The organism is Acidobacteriota bacterium (assembly GCA_028874215.1).
Classification (GTDB): Bacteria; Acidobacteriota; UBA6911; order RPQK01; family JAJDTT01; genus JAJDTT01.
In genome coordinates this window covers 17,003-36,757 of the sequence record JAPPLF010000053.1, presented here as the reverse complement: position 1 = coordinate 36,757, position 19,755 = coordinate 17,003, and the positions used below count along the sequence as shown (strand labels likewise).

General features: G+C 64.4%; 16 protein-coding genes. 7 read left to right on the top strand and 9 right to left on the bottom strand.

The genetic code is table 11. The annotated features are described in order from the left end of the window. Positions 1-250 precede the first annotated feature (250 nt). From OXT71_10490 to OXT71_10480, 3 genes are all read left to right on the top strand, one after another. Positions 251-6,085: a hypothetical protein gene (locus OXT71_10490; GenBank protein ID MDE2926813.1), complete on the top strand. Its 5,835-nt coding sequence runs from the start codon at positions 251-253 to the stop codon at positions 6,083-6,085. Positions 6,086-6,335: 250 nt separating this feature from the next. Next, positions 6,336-7,256: a glycosyltransferase family 2 protein gene (locus OXT71_10485; GenBank protein MDE2926812.1), complete on the top strand. Its 921-nt coding sequence runs from the start codon at positions 6,336-6,338 to the stop codon at positions 7,254-7,256. Positions 7,257-7,317: 61 nt separating this feature from the next. Continuing rightward, positions 7,318-7,563, top strand: coding sequence for a hypothetical protein (locus OXT71_10480; protein MDE2926811.1), 246 nt, complete (start codon positions 7,318-7,320; stop codon positions 7,561-7,563). Positions 7,564-7,658: 95 nt separating this feature from the next. On the opposite strand, the gene OXT71_10475 is transcribed toward OXT71_10480, so the two are convergent. The 5 genes from OXT71_10475 to OXT71_10455 form a co-directional block, all read right to left on the bottom strand. Then, the gene (locus OXT71_10475) at positions 7,659-7,925 is read right to left on the bottom strand and encodes a type II toxin-antitoxin system RelE/ParE family toxin (protein ID MDE2926810.1); all 267 of its coding nucleotides are present in this window, start codon (positions 7,923-7,925) and stop codon (positions 7,659-7,661) included. After that, positions 7,903-8,151, bottom strand: a complete 249-nt coding sequence (locus OXT71_10470; GenBank protein ID MDE2926809.1) for a ribbon-helix-helix protein, CopG family — start codon at positions 8,149-8,151, stop codon at positions 7,903-7,905. The genes OXT71_10475 and OXT71_10470 overlap by 23 nt, the downstream gene beginning before the upstream one ends. Positions 8,152-8,271: 120 nt before the next feature. Next, positions 8,272-9,147 carry a hypothetical protein gene (locus OXT71_10465; protein MDE2926808.1) on the bottom strand — a complete coding sequence of 292 codons (876 nt, stop codon included), beginning with the start codon at positions 9,145-9,147 and terminating at the stop codon, positions 8,272-8,274. A 268-nt stretch (positions 9,148-9,415) separates the two neighbouring features. Further along, on the bottom strand, positions 9,416-10,006 hold the full coding sequence (locus OXT71_10460; protein MDE2926807.1) for a hypothetical protein: 591 nt from the start codon (positions 10,004-10,006) through the stop codon (positions 9,416-9,418). A 155-nt stretch (positions 10,007-10,161) separates the two neighbouring features. Further along, positions 10,162-11,745: a hypothetical protein gene (locus OXT71_10455; protein ID MDE2926806.1), complete on the bottom strand. Its 1,584-nt coding sequence runs from the start codon at positions 11,743-11,745 to the stop codon at positions 10,162-10,164. A gap of 264 nt (positions 11,746-12,009) precedes the next feature. Here OXT71_10455 and OXT71_10450 point away from each other — a divergent pair, with 264 nt between their 5' ends. From OXT71_10450 to OXT71_10435, 4 genes are all read left to right on the top strand, one after another. Further along, positions 12,010-12,600, top strand: coding sequence for an RNA polymerase sigma factor (locus OXT71_10450; protein ID MDE2926805.1), 591 nt, complete (start codon positions 12,010-12,012; stop codon positions 12,598-12,600). Next, a complete protein-coding gene (locus OXT71_10445; protein ID MDE2926804.1) occupies positions 12,597-13,097 on the top strand; it encodes a zf-HC2 domain-containing protein in 501 nt (166 codons plus the stop codon). Before OXT71_10450 ends, OXT71_10445 begins: the two co-directional genes overlap by 4 nt. Then, complete coding sequence (locus tag OXT71_10440; protein ID MDE2926803.1) at positions 13,094-13,546, top strand: hypothetical protein; 453 nt, start codon at positions 13,094-13,096, stop codon at positions 13,544-13,546. The genes OXT71_10445 and OXT71_10440 overlap by 4 nt, the downstream gene beginning before the upstream one ends. Positions 13,547-13,914: 368 nt before the next feature. Further along, positions 13,915-14,547, top strand: a complete 633-nt coding sequence (locus OXT71_10435; protein ID MDE2926802.1) for a transposase — start codon at positions 13,915-13,917, stop codon at positions 14,545-14,547. Here the strand turns inward: OXT71_10435 and OXT71_10430 are convergent. The 4 genes from OXT71_10430 to gspM all read right to left on the bottom strand — a co-directional run bounded on the left by OXT71_10430 (position 14,504) and on the right by gspM (position 19,747). Next, positions 14,504-15,460, bottom strand: a complete 957-nt coding sequence (locus tag OXT71_10430) for a PmoA family protein (protein ID MDE2926801.1) — start codon at positions 15,458-15,460, stop codon at positions 14,504-14,506. The genes OXT71_10435 and OXT71_10430 overlap by 44 nt on opposite strands. 2 nt (positions 15,461-15,462) lie before the next feature. Further along, on the bottom strand, positions 15,463-18,228 hold the full coding sequence (locus tag OXT71_10425) for a hypothetical protein (GenBank protein ID MDE2926800.1): 2,766 nt from the start codon (positions 18,226-18,228) through the stop codon (positions 15,463-15,465). Positions 18,229-18,362: 134 nt separating this feature from the next. Next, a complete protein-coding gene (locus OXT71_10420) occupies positions 18,363-19,160 on the bottom strand; it encodes a hypothetical protein (GenBank protein MDE2926799.1) in 798 nt (265 codons plus the stop codon). Further along, positions 19,157-19,747, bottom strand: a complete 591-nt coding sequence (gspM, locus tag OXT71_10415; GenBank protein ID MDE2926798.1) for a type II secretion system protein GspM — start codon at positions 19,745-19,747, stop codon at positions 19,157-19,159. Before gspM ends, OXT71_10420 begins: the two co-directional genes overlap by 4 nt. Positions 19,748-19,755: the final 8 nt, after the last annotated feature.

Below are 19,755 nucleotides of genomic sequence, written 5' to 3'. Positions count from 1 at the left end.
TGATGGAAGAATTATCGTGCAGAACGCTGACTCGACTTAATCAGACCTTCCCTAAATAGAATGAAAAGTAACGAAGGAAAATGTTGGGAATTGGAACGGGGGCGTTGTTGAAGAAGAGGGGTAGGAATGTTCCCTCGCGGACTCTCGCGGTCGGCGACGGGAAACATTGGCGGCATTGGGTCACTTCGCTTGTTCGGCGGCAGGAATGCCGCCGCTCCCAGGGGAGATTCTTGATGTCGGGGGTATTGAAATGAGGAAGATTTTGGTTCCGTTGTTTGCCTTTTTGTTTTTAGCGGCCTCGTTTTCGAGTCAGTCGCCTGCCGAGGGGCCGGAGAAGGCCCAACTCCAAGTCCGGGAGACGATCCGGAATCAGAATCAGGAAGCGGAGGAGACGGTTCTCTACTTTCCCGACTATGTGGACGGTGGCGGATGGTCGGTGCAGTTGGCGCTCAGCAATGTCGATCCGGATGCGGGAGCCGAGGTTGTGGTTGAGGTCTACGACGAGGAGGGCCGGCCCGTACCGGATCTGTTCGAGTCGGGTTTGACTTTCGAGATTCCCGCCTTGGGCAGCCGGGTGTTGCGGAGCTCGGGCGCGGGGGCGATCCGGCGCGGCTGGATCCAGGTCCGCGCCCGTACGGACTCGGTCAGCGGACTGTTGACCTACAAGGAGGGGACGACGGGGATCGAGGTGAGCGTGGAGCCGGCCGGGCTGGACGGGCGTTTCGCGCTGTTCGTGGAGGAGACGGACGAAGTCGGAGCGGGAGTGGCGGTCTTCAAGCCGGAGGCGTCGTCGAGCATCCGGCTCCGGGTCCGGGACGAAGAGGGGAACGACCCGCTGGACGGTGGGATCGTGTCCCACGGGAACTTTCACCAGTCGGCGCGCACGCTGCCCGAATGGTTCGACGCGGAGGGGATCGACCGGGGATTTCTGAAGGACTTCCGGGGTCTTTTGTTCCTGAGTGGCGAGGACGAGTCGAGATTTTCTCCGCTGGGGCTGCGGTTCGGAAAGCGGAACCAATCACTCTCGTCGGTGCCGGCGATCCGGGACGAGGTGCAGGAACCGACGGAGACGACCCTTTACTTTCCGGACTACGTGGACGGAAGCGGCTGGTCGGTGCAGTTGGCGCTCAGCAACATCGCTACGGAAGCCTCTGCGTCGGTGAGCGTGGAAGTCTTCGACGAGGAGGGCCGGCCGGTCCGGGATCTGTTCGATGTGGAACCGGCGTTCCTGATTCCGTCGTTGGGCAGCCGGGTGCTGAAGAGCGCCGGCGCCGGGGCGATCCGGCGGGGCTGGATCGAGGTGGAGTCCGAGTCGGCGGCGGTCAGCGGGTTGTTGACCTACCGGCAGGCCGGGACGGGTGTTGAGGTGAGCGTGCAACCGGTGGAGCTGGGAAGCCAGTTCGCCCTGTTCGTGGAGGAGTCGCCGGCGATCGGCGCCGGAGTGGCCATCTTCAAACCGGACGCCGCTTCGACCGTGGAGCTGCGGGTTCGGGATGAAGAGGGGAACGACCCGTTGGAGGGGGTGTTCATCAACCACGGAAACTTTCGGCAACTGGCGCGAACGCTCCCGGAATGGCTCGGCGCGGAAGGAGTGGATACGGGGTTCCTGGCGGACTTTCGGGGTCTGCTCTTCCTTCGAAGCGAGGACGATTCGCCATTCGCTCCACTGGGACTGCGGTTCGGAAAGACGAGCCATTCCCTCTCGTCGGTGCCGGCGGTGCGGGTCATGGACGGAGACGGGGCCAGCGGAGGCGTGGCGCCTCCCCCGACGGTGAAGCTGTCGGTTTCGCCGGGTTCCATCGATTGGGGTGAGAGCGCCACGTTGACCTGGTCTTCGACGAACGCGGTCGGTGCGGAGATCACGCCGGACATCGGTGCGGTGCCGGCGTCGGGATCGCGGCCGGTGTCGCCGCGGGCCACGACGACGTATCGGATCACCGTGCGCGACGCCGTCGGACGGACGCAGACGGCGTCGGTCACGGTGGGGGTGGTGGTTTCCGAGCAGGCCGCGTTGACGGCTCTCTACGAGTTCGCCGGCGGGTCCGGGTGGACCGACAGCGGGAACTGGGGGACCGGCCGCCCGCTCGGGGAATGGCACGGGGTGGATGTCGATGCCGGGGGGCGCGTCACCCGGTTGGTCCTCAGGGACAATGGGCTGGCGGGCGAGTTCCCGCCGGAACTGGGCGCCCTGACTCACCTGACGACCCTCGATCTCAGCGGCAATGCCCTGACGGGACCGGTCCCGGCGGAACTGGGTTCGCTCGTCAACCTGACGTCTCTCGCGCTCGGGAACAATGAGTTGACCGGGCCGATCCCGCCTCAACTGGGGTCCCTCGTCAGATTGGAAACCCTGGAGCTCGGGGGAAATGCCCTGACGGGGCCGATCCCGCCCGGTCTGGGTTCGCTCGCCAATCTGGAACTTCTCAGTCTCATCGACAATCAACTCTCCGGGCGGATACCACCGGGACTGGGGTCCCTCGGCAACCTGACGAGCCTCGGCCTGAATGGAAACAACCTGACGGGGCCGATCCCGCCCGAACTCGGTTCACTGGCCGAGGCGACGTCTTTCAGCCTGCAGAGCAACTTCCTCACCGGCCCGATTCCGGTGGAGCTGAATTCACTTTCAAGCTTGAGGACCCTCGACCTGAGCGACAACGCCCTCACCGGTCCCGTCCCGCCAGGCATGGGCGATCTCGCCAAACTGGAGCAATTGTCGCTCCAGAACAATTTTCTGGTGGGTTCGATTCCGCCTCAACTGGGCGATCTCGCCAACTTGAATACCCTCAGACTCGACCGCAACAGACTGACGGGCTCGATCCCGCCGGAATTGGGCTCGCTCGCCGAATTGGAGCATTTGTGGCTTTCCCGCAATCAGTTGACGGATGCGATCCCGCCCGAACTCGGTGCGCTGGCCAAGCTGTGGAACTTGTCTCTACGCCTCAACCGCCTGACCGGACCGGTTCCAACTGAACTGGGGTCGGCTGCCGGACTGCGGTTCCTGTTTCTGGACTGGAACCGCCTGACCGGACCGCTGCCGGAAAGCCTCCTGGCGATGGACCTGGAGGAGTTCCGGATCGCACAGAACGGAGGTCTCTGCATACCCGGAAGCCCCGATTTCACGGCCTGGTCGAGCGAAATCGAGGTGCTTCACGGCAGGGCGTACTGCAACGAGTCGGACAGGGCGGTGCTGGAGGCGTTCTTCGAAATCACCGGCGGGCCGGACTGGACGAACTCGGACGGGTGGCGCGGAGAAGGAACGTTGGGAGAATGGCACGGAGTCAGCGTCGATTCCCTGGGCCGGGTCACGGCGCTCGACCTGGCCGGCAACGGACTGGAGGGGCGGGTTCCCGGCAACTTGGGGAGTTTGCGGCAGATGACCGAGCTGAGGATCGGCGGCAACGCCCTCTCCGGCCGCCTGCCCCTGTCCCTGTCTTCACTCACTTCGCTTCAGGAATTCCACTACGCGGACACCGATCTCTGTGTCCCGGCCGGGGAATCGTTCCGGGCGTGGATGAGCGGCATACCGTCTCACGAGGGGACGGGCACGGATTGTCCGCCTCCGTCGGACCGGGAAATCCTGTCGGTGCTGTTCGATGCGACCGGGGGTCCGCACTGGACCCTGCGGGATAACTGGATGACGGACCGTCCCCTGAAGGAATGGCGCCGCGTCGGAGTCAACGACGACGGGCGCGTGGTTACGTTGTATCTCGGGAACAACAACTTGACAGGAACGATCCCGGTGGAACTGGGCTCGCTCACCCGCTTGACGGATCTGAATCTCGGCTACAATGCCTTGACGGGTCCCATCCCGCCGGAACTCGGCTCGCTCGCCGAGCTCATCCACCTGAACCTCGACTACAACCGGCTGACCGGGCCGATCCCGCCGGAACTGGGCGCACTCTCCAACCTGGAGACGTTGCGGCTCTTCGGCAACATGTTTACGGGAGGGATCCCGGCAGAGTTGGGGTCGCTCGCCAACCTGACGGACCTGAACCTGGACTTGACCGGCCTGACCGGCTCCATCCCGCCGGAGTTGGGCGCGCTCACCAACTTGAGGGATTTGTGGATCAGGGGAAACTCCCTGTCCGGCCCGATTCCCCCGGAACTCGGCGCACTCGCCAACCTGGAGAACTTGTGGCTCCGGGCCAACGGCTTGACGGGATCGATCCCGGCGGAGTTGGGGTCGCTCGCCAGTCTGAAGACGCTGGATCTCGCCTGGAATGATCTGACCGGCTCCATCCCGCCGGAACTGGGCGCCCTCGGCAACCTGGAAGGGCTGTGGTTCGAAGGGAACGCCCTGTCGGGCGCCCTTCCGCCGGAACTGGGGAAACTGACCAAGCTGGAGTTCCTTCGGATGCAGGACAATGAACTGACGGGCGCCGTCCCGCCGGAATTCGGTGGATTGGAGAATGTGCGCAGCATCGTGCTCTCGAATAACGGCGGGATGACCGGAGCGTTGCCCGCCCGGCTGACGGATCTCGGCCGGCTGGAGGAACTTCTGGCCAACGGCGCGAACCTCTGCGCACCTTCGGACGCCGGGTTTCGGGATTGGCTGTCCGGCGTCTGGAAACGGCGGATCGGGATCTGCGGCGCCGGCGATCCACCGGACGTGATCCTGACTCAGGCCGTCCAGTCGCGAGAATTCCCGGTGCCGCTGGTGGCGGGAGAGGAAGCCCTGCTCCGGGTGTTCGTGGAACCGGACCGCGGGACCGGGTCGGATCTCCCTCCGGTCCGGGCCACTTTTTATCGGAACGGGACGATGACGCACGTGGTGGACATTCCGGGGAAGCCGGTTCCGATTCCGGGAGAGTTTTACGAAGGGGATCTGAACGCCTCCGCCAACGTTCTGGTGCCCGGTTCGGTGGTGCAACCGGGATTGGAGATGGTGATCGACGTCGACCCGGAGGGAACGCCGGGTCCCGATGCGGGCGTGACGAAGCGGATCCCGGAGAGCGGCCGCCTGGCGGTCGACGTCCGGACGATGCCCGTCTTCGATCTGACCGTGATTCCATTCCTATGGGATGAGAATCCGGATTCGTCGATCGTGGAATTGGCCGAAGGCATGGCCGGTGACCCCGGGGCCCATCCCCTGCTCAAGGAGACACGGGCGCTGCTGCCCATAAAGGAACTCGACGTCAAGGCCCATGCGCCCGTGTCGACCTCGACCAACGACCCCGTGTCGCTGTTCGGCGAAACCGCAATCATCCATGCCATGGAAGGGGCTGGTGGGTACTACATGGGCACGATTGGAGGCGAGTTCACCGGTGGTCTCGCCGGTTTGGGCCAACGACCCGGCCTGATCAGTTTCTCCATACCCCATCCGGTGATCATGGCGCATGAGCTGGGCCACAACTTGAGCCTGGCCCATGCGCCCTGCGGCGCGCCGGCCGCGCTGGATCCGGCGTTTCCGCAGATGGACGGTTCCATCGGCGACTGGGGATACGATCTCATCGAGCCTGGGCGGGTGTTTCCGCCGGTCTGGCCGGATCTGATGGCCTACTGCCGCACCGAGGCCCAGTGGATCGGCGCTTATCACTTCACCAACGCGCTCCGTTACCGCTTGTACGCCGCAGGCAGCGCCGAGGGGTCCGCGCTGGTGGCGGCGCCGGCGAAGAGCCTCCTGCTTTGGGGCGGCGTCGGGTCCGACGGGACTCCGTACCTGGAGCCGGCGTTCGTGGTGGATGCTCCGGCGCGGCTTCCGCGGTCCGGCGGGGAGTATGAGATTACGGGGAGGGACGGGGACGGGGAGGAGTTGTTTTCGTTGAGCTTCGCCATGCCGGAGCTGGCCGACGGGGACGGGAGGTCGTCGTTCGCGTTTGTTCTGCCCGTGCGGGCCGGATGGGCCGGCGAGTTGGCCGGCATCACGCTGTCGGGGCCGGGAGGGTCGGTCCGGTTGGATGAGGAGACCGACCGGCCGGTGAGCATCCTGCGGGATCCGCGGACGGGGGAGATCCGGGGGATTTTTCGGGGTCCGGCGCCAGAGGACGGGAGCGGGGACGATGCCGTGTCCGCGTTGGCGGCGGAGCCGGGAATGGAAGTGCTGACGAGTCGCGGGATTCCGGCGGCGGAGGATTGGAGTCGATAGGGGAGAGGGAAGGAAGGGCGATTGGAAGGGCGATTTCCTAATCGCCCGGTACTGCGCCTGTTCTCCTGCTGCTCGGGAATCGGCGGTTAGGAAACCGCCGCCCCCGCCCCAGTGTTTGGAAGGGCGGTTTCCTAATCGCCCGGCTTTGCTCCTGGTTTCCCGCTGCTCGGGAATCGGCGGTTGGGAAACCGCCGCCCCTCCGGCGACAGGAAAGTCGTCGCTCCGTCGCTCCTGTTACGATTCCGGTGTGATGAGAGGTCCGGCGGTCAGTGTGGTCATTCCTTGCTACGGGCATGCCGAGTTGCTGCCCCGCCTGTTGGAGGCCTTGGAAGCTCAGGAGACGTCACTGGATTTCGAGGTCCTGGTGGTGGAGTCGGGGGGAGACGAGGCGGCGAGGCGGCTCGAGGGGCGATTTCCCGGGTTGCGGGTGCTGTCCCAGGAGGGGCGGCTGTTTCCGGGGGCGGCGCGGAACCGGGGGGCGGCGGAGGCGCGCGGCGCCGTGCTGGCTTTTGTCGACGCCGATGCGGTCCCGGAGGCCGGGTGGCTGGAGACGCTTCATGCCCGCCTGCTGTGCTCGGAACAGATCGCCATGGTTTCGGGGTGGGTGGGACTCCCGCCGGGGACCGGCGCGGCGGGGCAGGTGCTGCATTGGATCGAGTTCTCGTCGTTCCTGCCGGGGCTGGCTTCGGGAGATCGGGACGCCCTGTCCAGTTGCAATCTACTGGTCAGGAAGGCGGACCTGGCGGCTTGCGGGGGCTTCGACGAGGAAATGGGGATGGCGGAGGACTTGATGCTCTGCCGGAAGATCGGGCGGCGCGGGAGAGGACGGCTCTGTTTCGACGGGTCGACGGGGGTCTGGCACCCGAACGACGTCGCTTGGGACCGGGCCCGGGTTCATCTCGGACGCCTGGGGTATTGGAGTGGGCGATTTCGGACCCTGGAGCGCGTGCCGGGATCGTGGCTGCGGCATTGCCCGGCGCTGAGCCTGGCGCTTCCGCTGTGGCGGTTGCCGCGGATCATGGGGCGATTGTTCCTTATTAATAATATGGTGTGGACGGGCGCCCTGGCGCGGCTTCCCGGGTTGGCGGCGGGGCTGGCGGTCTGGGCGGGGGGATTCTACCGGGGTCTGCGGGAGGGCGGACGACGCCCCTCGCACCGGTTCTCCTGTTGAGCCACCTGGCGGGGCGGAGTAAAATCGGGTATCGGGGAGAGTGAGTGAAAGGAACATTCCAATGACCCTTGAACTCATGGCAATCATCGCCGCCACCATCACACTCGGCGGCCTCATCCTCACGCAGTCCCGCGCAGCCGCACGGGAACGCGCCGAAATCCGCGAACGCATGTCCCACCTCGAAGTTTCGCTGGGCGAGCGCATGTCTCGCCTCGAAGTTTCGCTGGAGAAGCGCATGGCCCGCACCGAAGGCACTCTCGACGTGCTCCGGGAATACTTCGTGGGATCAGGCCGCGGCGCCGTCTGACACGAGCGGCGGTTTCCCAACCGCCGGACTCCGGAGCGCCTATCTACCACCAACGAACGGGCGATTGGAAATCGCCCCTCCTCGAAGGTCCGTCTTCAATCCGGTCTTCGCCGGTAGACATCCCGGCGGTGGGCGACGCGGACAACCAGCACGACGAGGATCGATTCGCGCACTTCGTAAATGACACGGTGATCCCCGACGCGAAGCCGGCGGAGGCCCCGCATATCTCCTTTCAGCGCATTGCCGAGGAAAGGATTCTCCGCCAAGCGGTCGATGGCCGCAACAATCCGTCTTTGGTCCGGCTTGACGACCCGATTCAACTCTTTGGCCGCGCTGGCCTTAATCCGTATCGAGAAGATCACGCCTGACCTGATCCCAATCCAGCACCGGATCGCTCGGGTCCCGCAGCCGGTCGACGGCTGCGGAGAGATCGTCGAAATCCTCGAGGTAACGCTCGACCGCCCGGCGGACGACCTCCGCCCGGCTGCGCCTGAGACGGCGGGCGGCTGCATCCAGCGCGCTGACCACCGTATTCGGCAGGCGCGCGGTAATCTGGGTCTTGGTTTCTGTGATGTCAGTTGATTGCATTTACATCACATTACTTCCGAACGATGTTGAGTGCAATTCCGTTATGGGCTGGCCGCGGGAGGGAACGGGTGTGAGAGAGAAGAGAAGAACGGGCGATTGAACTCGCCTTCCTCACTCCTTTTACGGCTTGGCTTCCGGCTCGACGGCGGAGGGGAGGCCGGGGAGGGGAGGGGGTGACACGGGGCTGTCGACCACGGGCTTCACGGACTCGCCGCGCTTGAGCTGGTCCAGCTTTTTCCCGGTGAGACCCAGGAGGCCTCTGGCGCCGGGACTCACGTAGTTGTAGAGGACGCGGACGGTGAAGAGCTGCTCCTTGGCATCTTCATCGCCGCCCCGTTTCAGCAGAAGGCGGAGTTCATTCCTCAAGCCCTTCCCGGACTCGTTCCCGATGTAGCGGAACGACAGGCGGAGGTCCTGGCCCGCGGCGACGGAGCCGGCGCTCTCCAGCAGCTCGAAACGGGTCCGGTCGTAGTCGATTCGAGAGATCTGGACCGTTTCAGACAGGCCGTTGCGAATCCGGACCGCACCCTGTTGCGTCCGGTCCAGGAAGTGGATCTTGACCTGCCGGGGGACCACCTCCAACGTTCCCGGGTTCGGGCCGCTCGGTTTTGGCGCCGGGCCGCCGATGAACGCCCTTCTGAACTGCTCCGGATTCGGGGGAAGAATCCGAATCCGCCATCCGTCCGGCTGGCGTATCCAGATCTCGCGGGTGGGCACGGGATAGTAGCTCGCAGACGGCAAAAGCATCTGCTGCAATTTCACCGTCACCAGCGCTTCGTCCGGGGCCCGGAGTTCGATCCGGTCCAGCTCCCAGGAGCGAAAGTTGTTGGTGGGGCGGTTGAGGAACGGATTCCGGCTCTCCGGAACGACGTATTGGAGGGCTCCCACCTTGTCGCCCTTCTGAAGCAGGTCCCAGAAGGCTTGGACCGACTTCTCCAATTCCGGGTCGACGGCGGGAGTTGAGAAGAGGCCCAGGTAAAGGAGCAGACAAATCATGTCCGGAGCCTCCCGAAACGAACGGAACCCAAAATGCCCACTCGGGAGAATGTCCCAAGTGGGAAAGAACCGTATTGAACGATGGAAAAATAAAAGAGCCGGGGGCTGCGCCATGACCCAGGGGCAGCCCCCGACTTCAACTTCCGTTGCTCCCGTCCCCGGATTTCCCGGTCCGGCAACGGGAGTCCCTGCCTGGAAATTATCCTGCAGGGATTCTCACCGTCACCTTGCGACGATGACGGTGTTCAAGTCCGGAATATTCCGCTACTTATTCGTGCGAACCCGAGTCCATGTCCGAGCTCATCATCATGGGCTTGATCCCTGCGCCATGGCGGGACACGGGCGGCGACATGGTTCCGTGCTGATTCACGAAGCTGCCGATGACGGTGCGGGTTCCGGCAACGCCGTCGAAGTTGGCCACGACCCAGCCGTAGCCCACGAACTCCATGTCACCCACGATCTCGCTCAAGAGCACAGTGTAGGTCTGGCCCTTGCCGAGCATCCCGTCGGTCAAACCGGAGCCGGGCGAATCCATGGAGGTCTCATGCATCATCATGGTGCCGTCCCGGTTGTAGAGGTAGATCTCCAGGGTGCCCATCTCGTTGTAGCCCTCGCCATAGCCGCCCGAGGCGTCGATCCCGGCCGGCGCCGCCAGGACGTTGCTCACGGAAATGGCCGTGTCGAATGCATACATGGGATCTTCATTGGGAATGCTGACCAGGTAGCTGGCGAAAACGGCAGACTGCTCTGACGTGTGCCCGGCCGCCATGAAGGAAACTGAGGTGCCTGCCATAGCCGTTGCGCCGAAGGCCACGGTCAGCAGGACTGCCGAAAAAAGCATCGCTCTCGATTTGTTCATTCCCTTACTCCTCTGCAAAATGACGATTGGAAACAATAACCCGGACCGCACCGAAATACTGCCGTCCGACTACAAAAACACGCTACTTGTTCCGCCGAAACTGATTTTCCTAGAGATGCCACAGGTTCTCGAAAGTCGCAACATTCCTAACCGCGTCACCACCACACCACCATCTGGCGGGAGTCAAGCCTAAAGTAGTCTCCCACGATAATCAAGCCGGGATATTGCGGCGCCGGAAAGGACGCGTAGAGGGCATAGCCCTGCTCCGTCTTTTCGAAAACGGAAAAACAGACGAAGTCCTCGTAGACCAACACTTCCGGGGCAGCCTCTTCGTCCGGGCCCTCCATTTCCAGAGTGTGGAGGGAGTGCCGGGGAAACGTCAGGCGCCGTGGCCGACCGTCGTGAAAGAAGGTGGAGAAATACATGGATCGGCCCATGTCCCGGTCCAGGATGTAGAGTCGCTTGTCCAGGCGCCTGAGGTTGGAGGTCATGACGATTCCGGGCGAAAAGGACAAGGCCAGCTCCTTGTCGTGGACCCACTGCTCCCCGTCCCGCGTGTAGATGGTGAGTCCGGGTCCGACGTCGGTCACCAGGACGATTTCCGACTCTCCATCGCCGCCGAAATCGAAGAGGGCGAAATTCAGGACCTGCCGGCGGAGAAGGTGACCTTGAGCCTGGAGCTCGAACTGGCCCGTGCCGTCGCCGATTTCCGTCTTCAGCAGGGCGCCCAGGGGACCGTTCATGGCCCGGACCATGTCCAGATGGCCGTCCTCATTCAAGTCGGTCACCAGGAGGCGTTCGTCCTCGTCGAACACCCGGAACCCTTCAGGATTGGGCCCGATGGTGAAGGTCCGGTCGTTTTCCAGAATGAACCGGTTCCGGGCGTCCCGGCGGCCCTTGTAGACCCGTTGGGCGCTCCCTCCGGAGCCGTAGTCGCCGACCACGACAAAGTCGAATGGGGGGTCCGGGCGGATGACGCCGCCCCCGGGACGAAACGGGGGCGGAGGGGGAGCCGGGGGCACGGGGTCGGGTCCGACGGGTGGCGCGGGCGGCGGATTCGGCGTCTCCGGCGGAGGCGCGCCGGCGGACGGATCGCCGGTGTCTCCGGTTCCGTCGTTGGGGTCGTCGCCGGTGACGTCATTGGGGTCCGCCCGGTCGAGAAAGGCCCGCCGGAAGGGATTGCGGGCGTTCATATAGGGGTTGCCCAGCGAGCGGCCGGCGCCGAATTGGCTCCAGGCCGCCTGGTAGTCGCGCTCGAACTGCCGGAGCTCGTCCGCCCGGGCCATCATGTCGTCCGTGGAGCGGGCCTCGGGAGCGATCGGCTCGACTGCCGCTCCGGGACCCGCCGCATCCGCGGTCCCGCCGGTGGAGGCGGAGACTGGGGGAGAGGCGCCGCGCGAGGTGCTTCTCGATGGGCTGGTCCGGCGGCGCGGGGACGAAGCGCGCCGGCCGGACGACGAGGAGCGGGAGGTCTGAAACGTCCCCGCACCGGGGCCTGGCGATGACGAGCCGAAGGAGCGGGGAAACGGAAACGAACCCGCCACCGTCCGGTCCGCCCGGCTCCAGCCGGCGGTTCCCCGGGAGGAACCGGGATCCGGCCGGTAGTGGGAATCGTCCCCGGTACTGGGGATGAACTGCCAGATCAGCGCCGAGAGCAACGACGCGGCCACCAGGGAGGCGAAGAAGCCGAAGCTCCCCAGCCTTCTGCCATACCCGCGCCTCCCGCCAGTTCGACTCACGGTTGGATTAAACTCCGATTCGATTCGCCGGGCCGGCGACGGGCGTTCGAGCCGAGTCGCGAGCCGGCCGTTGGGAACGAATCCGGAAAGACTCGTCCGCAAGCATAATGGCCAATGATACCACTTCCCTCACCCGTCCCCCGCTTGCGACTTTTTGCCGCCAGGGTCATCTCCTAAAGTGATTGGAAGAGAGGAGGGCTGGTAGCTTTGGCAATGTCGGAGAGACGGGTTGGGGCGGCCTGAATTCCGTTTTAGTCCGTACGTATGCCAGACGAAATCAGCCCGGATGAGTTGGCGGCAATCGTCAAGAGGGCCCAGCAGGGTTCGGCTGCCGACTTTCATGCGCTCTACGAGCTGTTCGTCAAGCGCATTTACAATTTTATCTTACGGCTGATCGGCTCCAAGGAAGATGCCGAAGACCTCACACAGGAAACCTTCCTCAAGGTTCACCGGGAACTCAAAAAGCTCCGGGATCCGAAGCAGTTTCGCTACTGGCTGTATCGAATCGCCCGGAACGAGGTCTACCAGAAGCTCCGCCGCACCAAGAAGGTCAGTGAAATCTCCCTGGAGGGAGAGGAAGGTCCCCTGGACTGGCTCCTGGCCGACGAGGGCATGGATCTGCATCCGGAGCGGGCGGTTCTCTCTCAAGAGCTCAATGAGATCATTCTTTGCGCCTTGCGGTCGCTCACGCCCAAGTATCGTGACGTGTTCGTGCTGGCTGTTTTCCAGAAGATGAAGTACGAAGAGATTTCAAGAATCGTGGGCCGCTCGCTGCTTTCGGTGAAGACCGACATCTACCGCGCCAGGTTGGTGGTGAAGGACCACGTGAAGACCTACATGGGGAGGAAGCAATGAATCGCTCCTGCCGAGGTTTTCTGCTTTCGATTTCGGCGCTGGCCGACGACAGCCTGGACGCGGGGTCGGCGCCGTCGGTGCGGGCCCACCTCGCCGAGTGCGCCGAGTGCGCCCGGATCTACGAGGAGCAGCGCGAGTTGTCGGACTGGCTCAGGGCCGGGTCGCCGGACGCGGAGCCGGCTCCGGAGATCTGGAGCCGGATCGAGTCGAGGTTGCCGGTTCCCCGGGACTCCCTCTGGGAGCAGTTGGGATCGGGACTGGCGGCGCTGGTCCGGTTTCCCGAGGTCCGGTACGCGGCGGCCAGCCTGGTGGTGCTGGCGATTCTCTCCGGCGGGTTCATGGGACGGATCCAGGAGGCGCCGCCGGCGCCTCGAGTCTACGCCAAGGCGGAGAACCCGTTCCTGGTGGCATTGAAACGGGAGACCTTCCCTTCTTCCCTCGCCCAACGAGCGGAAAAGGGGGAGAATCCCTTTGATATGATCAGAGGTGAGAGATGAGCGCTCTGATCCGGTTTTCCGTATTTCTACTGGTTTTCGGATTGGCGCCGGTCCGGGGCGTTACCGCGGTGGCGACAAACCCGGCGGAAAACGCCAAGCTGGCGGCGGCCGCGACCCACTACGAGATCGCCCAGCTCAAGCTCGAATCGGGCGAGTACGATGCGGTCGTGGCGGAGATCCAGGAGATCCTGGACCTGGGCTTCGGCGCCGAGAATGAAGGCGTGCTGACGCTCTCGGTGCTGAACCTGAGCGAGGAGCTGCTGAACGCGGACCAGCATGGTCTGGCCCGCCAGGCGGTGGACGCCAGCCTGAAGGCCGTCGACGCGCAGGAAAACCGGTTCATGCTGCTCATGTTCAAGGCCCGCGTCTTCCGCGACGAAGGCAAGACGGACGAAGCCCTCGAAACCTACCGTTCCGCGCAGAAGCTCGTCAGGAGCGGCGATTTCTAATCGCTTGGTACTGCGCGTGTTTTCCTTCGGAAGGGCGATTTCCTAATCGCCCGGTGCTGCGCGTGATTTCCTGTTGCTCGGGAATCGGCGGTTGGGAAACTGCCGCCCCGGTGTTTGGAAGGGCGATTTCCTAATCGCCCGGCACTGCTCCTGTTCTTCTGTTGCTCGGGATTCGGCGGTTAGGAAACCGCCGCCCCCCCCTTCGATTTCGTTGTTTTTGCTTTGGTGGCGTTTGGGACTATGTGTCACGTGATCCCGAAAATGTTCGGCAAGGAACGCGCTCCCGATTCTATTTCGACCCCTATGGACCCGGGGATGTTCGCCAAAATCGCCTGCCCCACTGGCAACAGGATCACACATTCGTTTTTGTGACTTGGCGGCTGGGAGATTCGCTTCCCCAAATCAAACTGGCTCAGTGGCGGGAGGAGCGCGAATTCTGGTTGAAACGAAATCCTCGACCTTGGGACTCTGAGACGGCGAAACGCTACCGCAAACGTTTCTCCGGACGGATTGACAACTGTTTGGATCAAGGCAGCGGGTCCTGCATCCTCAGGGATCCCGCATTGTCCAGGATCGTCGCTGACGCACTGCGATTTTTTGACGGCCAACGATACGAACTGGCCGCGTTCGTCGTAATGCCCAACCACGTTCATGTGCTGTTCAGACCTCTTGGATCTCATCGGCTCGGAAACATTTTAAGGTCCTGGAAGCTGTTTACGGCTCGTCAGATCAATCGGACGACCGGAAGGTCGGGCAAGCTCTGGGAAAAGGATTATTGGGACCGATTGATCAGGGACGAGATGCATTTCATGAAGTGTCTGGAATACATCCGCGAGAACCCGGAGAAAGCGGAGTTGAGAGATGGGGAGTTTCTCCTTTTCGAGAAGGTGCAGGAGAGCCGGCTTGCCGATCGACGGCCTATGCGTGCGACACGCGGCGGTCGGAAAACCGCCCCTGCTATCGGTATTTGCGGAACTCGTCCTCGATCCGGGAGCGGGTGAGGTGGCCGGAGTGGATGAGGATGCGGTAGAGGAGGAGGGCCGATTCGCCGGGGGACAGGGAGTAGTTCAGGGGCGGAGCGCCCTTTTCGAAATCGGCGCGGCCGAAGGGGTTGGCGGCGAAGAGGCCGTAGGCGCGGGCGTGCCAGTATGTGGGGTATCGGACGCTGCGGGGGTGGTTCAGGATGGCCAGGGTGAGGTCCTCGTCCCGGACGGTTCCGCGCAGGGCCACCCAGGGTGACCTCTTGCCCCAGACGTTTTTCGCCAGTTCCAGGCCTTCGGCGTTGAGGTAGCGGCCGGTGCGGTCTTCGCGCAGGCCGGAGGCGACGCGGATGGCCAGCAGGCCTTCTTCGATGTCGCCGAAGGTGACCGGCTCTTCCTGGGCGGTCAGGGTGATCTGAAGATCCAGGGTTCGCCAGGCGGGTCCGGCTCGGATGGTCATTTGAGAATCCTGTTTCAGCAGGACTTTTCCGGTGGGGGCGATCCAGTCGGCAGTGGTCCCCAGGATGCCCTTTTCTCCGTCCTCCAGGCGGGTGAAGCCGGTGTGGCGGATCCGGCCGCTGCCGGGCCGGTCTCGCGTGGGGGGAAACTTGGACCAGAAGTCAACGCCGTTGACGTTGCGGTAGGTGAGGAAGACGCCTTCGTGTTGCCAGTGGTCGGTCTGCTCGCCCGGGATGCCGAACACCATGGGGAATCCCCTGGTGATCCGGTGTCCTCCGGGACTGCGCAGGGGATGGAGGATGGGTTTGTGCAGGCCGATGCCGTAGTGGTAGGAGGCGAACAGGGCCTCGCCGGCGTAGATGTCCACCCGCGCCGCGTCGGTCTTGACGAGGCGGACCGGGTGGGGAGATGCGGCTGAGGCGGCGGACGGACCGAGCCAGGCCAGCAACAGTGCGGCAGACGCTGCGCGCCTCATTTTCAGTGCCCTTCTTCGTTTCTGCGCCTCTGGATCAAGTCGCGTCGTTCCTGGTCCTTTCGGTTGATGGTGTGGTAGGCGTTTCGGAGCGCCCGTTTGAAGTCCAGCGTGACCTCCACGGCCGTGGGCAGGCCGTGAATGACGTGGGGCGTGATGAAGACGACCAGCTCGGACCGGCGCTTGCTCTTGGCAGTCCGCCCGAACAGGGCTCCCACCACCGGGATGTCCCCCAGCACGGGGATCCGGTTGCGGCTGCGGTCGCTGATGTCGCTGATGATGCCCGCGATGGCCACCGTCTCGCCGTCCCGGACGATCAGGGAGGTCTCCACGTAGTTCTGGCTGATGGTGGGGGTGAGTGAGGAACCCGCCGCCTGGCTGACCTCGATGGCCAGGTCCATGGTCACGATGCCGCTGGCGCTGGTGCGGGGCATGATCAGGAGCGAAGTCCCGGTGGGACGATAGTTGATGCTGTTGGCGAAGGCGCTGGCGACTCCCGAGGTGATGGGGTCGCCGTAGGAAGCGGTCGTGACCGGGACCTCGGCGCCCACGTTGATCCGGGCCTGCATGCCGTCCACCGCCAGCAGCGTGGGGGCCTCCAGGATCTCCACGTTGGTCCGGGAACGGAGCGCGGTGATAGCGGCCTCCAACTCCCTTTGCGCCCCGATGAAGGCCTTGGTGACCATGGACAGGGCGCCGCCTCCGCCGCTCCCTTCGGAGGCTCCGGTGATGCTGCCGGTGGTGGCCGGTCCCGTGGCGTCGGCCTGCCGGCCCCGGAGGAAGGCGGCCACGCCGAAGCTGAGATCGTCCCGCAACTCCACCGAGTAGATCCGGGCCTCCATGAAAACCTGGCGCGGCAGCTTGTCCAGTTGACGGATGGTGTCCAGCAGGAACCGGTAGTCCGCCTCCGTGGACTGGATGATCAGCGAGTTGCTGAAATCGTTGACGACGATGCGGATATCTCCCGCACTCACGACGCGGATACCGGACGGGCGGCTGAGGGAACGCCCCATCAGGGAGGGTCCCAAACCCCTCCCGTAACCGCCGCCCATGCCACCACCGTACCCGCCATAGCCGCCGCCATAACCTCCGTAGCCCCCACCGCCGTACCCGCCATAGCCGCCACCGTAACCCCCGTAGCCACCGCCGCCGTACCCGCCATAGCCGCCACCGTAACCCCCGTAGCCACCGCCGCCGTACCCGCCATAGCCGCCGCCGTAGCCCCCGAAGCCCCGCTGCTGGCGGAGGAAGCCGGGGTCCTGGGTCGGAGTCCGCCGGAGTTGATCGTCCGCCTGCGGGTCCGTGGAATCGGTGCCGCTCATGGGCAGGCCCATGCCCTGGTAGTAGAGCTGGCCCAGGACGTCGGCGATGTAGGCGGCGGTGTTGTTCTCGACCTCGTAGACGTAGGTCTTGAGATTGGTGTTGGTGGAAGGAGTGTCCAGCTTGGCCACCCAGGTCTTGACCTCCTGCAGGACCGCAGGCGCGTGCGTGACCACCAGGATGCTGTTGAGCCGCTCGATGGCGACGATGCGCACGCCGCCACCCTTCTCACTCGGAGAGAAGACCGCACTCAGGTCTGTGGCCACGTCCACGGCGTGGTTGTGCCGTATGGTGATCAGATCGACGGTGTTGATGGAGAAATACTCGGTGTCCAGCATCCGGATCAGGTTCAGCGCCTGTTGGATGTTCCGGCGGTAGTCGGTGATGAGGAGAATGTTGACCGAGACCAGGTTGACCACAGTGGCCCCCTCGGAGACGAAGGGCTGCACGATCTCGATCATGTCTTCGGAGGGCAGGTAGTGGAGGGGGATGACGTAAGTGATGATGCCCTCTTCGTCCTCCAGCCGGAGGGCCTCCTCCGACTCCCCCGGTGTCAGTACGGTGGGGCCGGGAGCGGCCTGCGAGGCGGTCGCCTGTTCCGCCGCGGCAGACCCTTCCTCTTGAGAGAGCAGGGTCGTGGCGGGGGTTGCCGTCTCTCCGGAGAGAGCCGCTCCCGGCGCGGGAGCGGTTCCCCCCGGAGACACCACCCTCACGGCGCCTTCCGAGGGAGCGGACTCGGGGGATTCCCGCCCGGGAGGCGCGGTCTCGGGTTCCTCCTCCCGGGCGCCGGTCTTCTCCTGGAGCGGAGCGGGGACGGCCGGGCTCGTGCCGGAAACAGGCGGCCGGGCCAGAATCTTGTGCGGCACGCGCGGACTCTTGCCGATGGGCAGGACGACGTAGATCCCCTCCTGCTTGACGATGGCCTGACCGGACAGCTTGAGCACCTGCTCCAGGACCCGGAAGAGGGTCTTCTTGGGGATGTCGTCCATGGTGAACAGGCTGACCGTTCCGGAGACAGCCGGGTCGATGACGTAGGAGTAGCCCAGCTCGGTCATGACGGCGTTCACCACCCGGTCGATGGGCATGTCGGTGAAGGCCAGCTTGACTCCTCCGTTTCCGTTGCCGGAGCGCCTTGCCCGGTTCCCGGCCGAGGTCGGGGTCCGCGGCTCATCGCGAGAGGACCCCGCCGCGGTGGCCGCCCCGGAGCCGCCCGAAGCCCCCTGTCCCTGTCTTCCGTACACCTTCTGAAGCGCCTCCCGGCGCTTTTGGAGCGCGTCCTGCGCGCCGGACCTCGAGCCGGACGCCGGGGGAGCGCCGTCATCGACGATCAACGGCTCCTGACCCGTCTGCCGGGTGGTCCCGGAACGCTGAGCGAAGCCGACGCGCTGTGCAGCGACGAAGAGTTCGCTCCCGCTGAAAAGAATTACAACCACTGCGATCAACACACGCATTATTTGAACCTCTTTAGAGTCGTCATTGGGTCACGAATAGATTTCGAAATCATGGCGGGAGGGGCGATTTTTAATCGCGTGATTCGCATGGGATATAAGAATCGGCGGTTAGGAAACCGCCGCCCCCCCCCTCCTCATCTCCGGGTCGCGGCGCTGCCATAGACGGAACGCCTGGCGGTGCTGGTCCGGCCGCGGGCGGCGCCCTGGCGGCCCGTGAGGGTGGTTCGGCCCCGGGCGGCGGCTCCGCCGGACCGGACCCGTTGTTGGCCGGCGGCGGGACTCACGGCCGCGCGCGCCCCCTCTTCGGCGGGCGGGACCGATGCGGCCACCGTCTCCACCGCAGCCCGCGTGGAGCCGACGGTCACGATGTTGACCGCGCCGGCGCCGCCCTTGTTGGCCGCCGACTTCTTGGGCTGCTTGCCCTTCCTGGAGTCCATGATGTCAATCAGCTCGGTGTGATGGTTCCATACCAGCGTGACCGTGGTCGGCGTGATCTCGCCCACCCGGTACCCCTGCACCATGTCTCCCAGCATCACCGTCCGGGACTCGCCCTGGTTCTTCTTCCCCGCGAAAACGGTCAGAAACGCCCTCTGCTCGCCGCGGATGGTGGAGACGCCGTGCAGCGTCGGCTTGATGGGCAGTGGAGGGGGCTTCTGGATGGCGATCTCCTCCGCGCCGGTCACCTCCTCCTCCGGCCGGCGTTCGGGGTTGAAGAGGTTCCGCTCGTGGATCTCCAAGTAGTGGTTGATGGGCCGCGCCGGTTCCTGCCGGAACGACGCTTCCTCCGGCCGCTCGGGACTCCGGTTGATCCGCTGATAGACCTCCTGACGGGTGGACTCCTGGAAATGGCGCCAATTCGAGATCAGGCGCTGTCCCAGCAGGCCGACGCCCGCCACCAGCAACAGATTGAGCAAAACGATTCCTTGCCTCATGTTCCGCTCCTGGTAGAGATGCCCGGCGCGGGAGAAAGTTGAATCAGCCCCGAGACGTGCATGCTGGGATTGAGGCGGCGCTTGCCCCTGACCCTTGCGACCCGGAGCTCCAGGTTTTCGACCTTGAGGAACTTGGGGTAGGTCGAAACGGCGTGGACGAACTCCAACACCTGCCGCAGGTCGGCCCGGAGATTCACTCTCAGCGTGATCCTGGCGTATCGGTCGTCCAGGACCCGCTCCTGGACCCGGCTGCTCCGGGCGATGGTGATTCCCAGCCGGGACGCCAGATCCCGCACCGCCAGCTCGACCTTGGTGGTGGCGTCGCTGGAATTCTCGGCGTCGATGAAGCGATTCTCGTACTGCTGGACCCGCCGCTCCAGGTCTTCGCTCCGGGACCGGTAGTAGTCCCGCTGGGAGAGGAGCTGCCTTGAACGCTGCAGCAACTTGGCCTTGGTCTCCAGTTCGGCCGGGATGGAGGCCCGGGCTTCATTGAAGGGTTCCACCGCAAAGAAGTAGACCAGCACGACCGCTGCCGTCAGCCCCCCTCCCTGCAGAATGCGCCGTTCTCTGAGTGTCAGCTTCCTCATGGTTCCCT

Bases quoted from the DNA above. Each gene is read 5' to 3' on its own strand.
- OXT71_10490 (MDE2926813.1), top strand. From the start codon at position 251: ATGAGGAAGATTTTGGTTCCGTTGTTTGCCTTTTTGTTTTTAGCGGCC.
- OXT71_10485 (MDE2926812.1), top strand. From the start codon at position 6,336: ATGAGAGGTCCGGCGGTCAGTGTGGTCATTCCTTGCTACGGGCATGCC.
- OXT71_10480 (MDE2926811.1), top strand. From the start codon at position 7,318: ATGACCCTTGAACTCATGGCAATCATCGCCGCCACCATCACACTCGGC.
- OXT71_10470 (MDE2926809.1), bottom strand. From the start codon at position 8,151: ATGCAATCAACTGACATCACAGAAACCAAGACCCAGATTACCGCGCGC.
- OXT71_10465 (MDE2926808.1), bottom strand. From the start codon at position 9,147: ATGATTTGTCTGCTCCTTTACCTGGGCCTCTTCTCAACTCCCGCCGTC.
- OXT71_10460 (MDE2926807.1), bottom strand. From the start codon at position 10,006: ATGAACAAATCGAGAGCGATGCTTTTTTCGGCAGTCCTGCTGACCGTG.
- OXT71_10450 (MDE2926805.1), top strand. From the start codon at position 12,010: ATGCCAGACGAAATCAGCCCGGATGAGTTGGCGGCAATCGTCAAGAGG.
- OXT71_10445 (MDE2926804.1), top strand. From the start codon at position 12,597: ATGAATCGCTCCTGCCGAGGTTTTCTGCTTTCGATTTCGGCGCTGGCC.
- OXT71_10440 (MDE2926803.1), top strand. From the start codon at position 13,094: ATGAGCGCTCTGATCCGGTTTTCCGTATTTCTACTGGTTTTCGGATTG.
- OXT71_10430 (MDE2926801.1), bottom strand. From the start codon at position 15,460: ATGAGGCGCGCAGCGTCTGCCGCACTGTTGCTGGCCTGGCTCGGTCCG.
- OXT71_10425 (MDE2926800.1), bottom strand. From the start codon at position 18,228: ATGCGTGTGTTGATCGCAGTGGTTGTAATTCTTTTCAGCGGGAGCGAA.
- OXT71_10420 (MDE2926799.1), bottom strand. From the start codon at position 19,160: ATGAGGCAAGGAATCGTTTTGCTCAATCTGTTGCTGGTGGCGGGCGTC.
- gspM (MDE2926798.1), bottom strand. From the start codon at position 19,747: ATGAGGAAGCTGACACTCAGAGAACGGCGCATTCTGCAGGGAGGGGGG.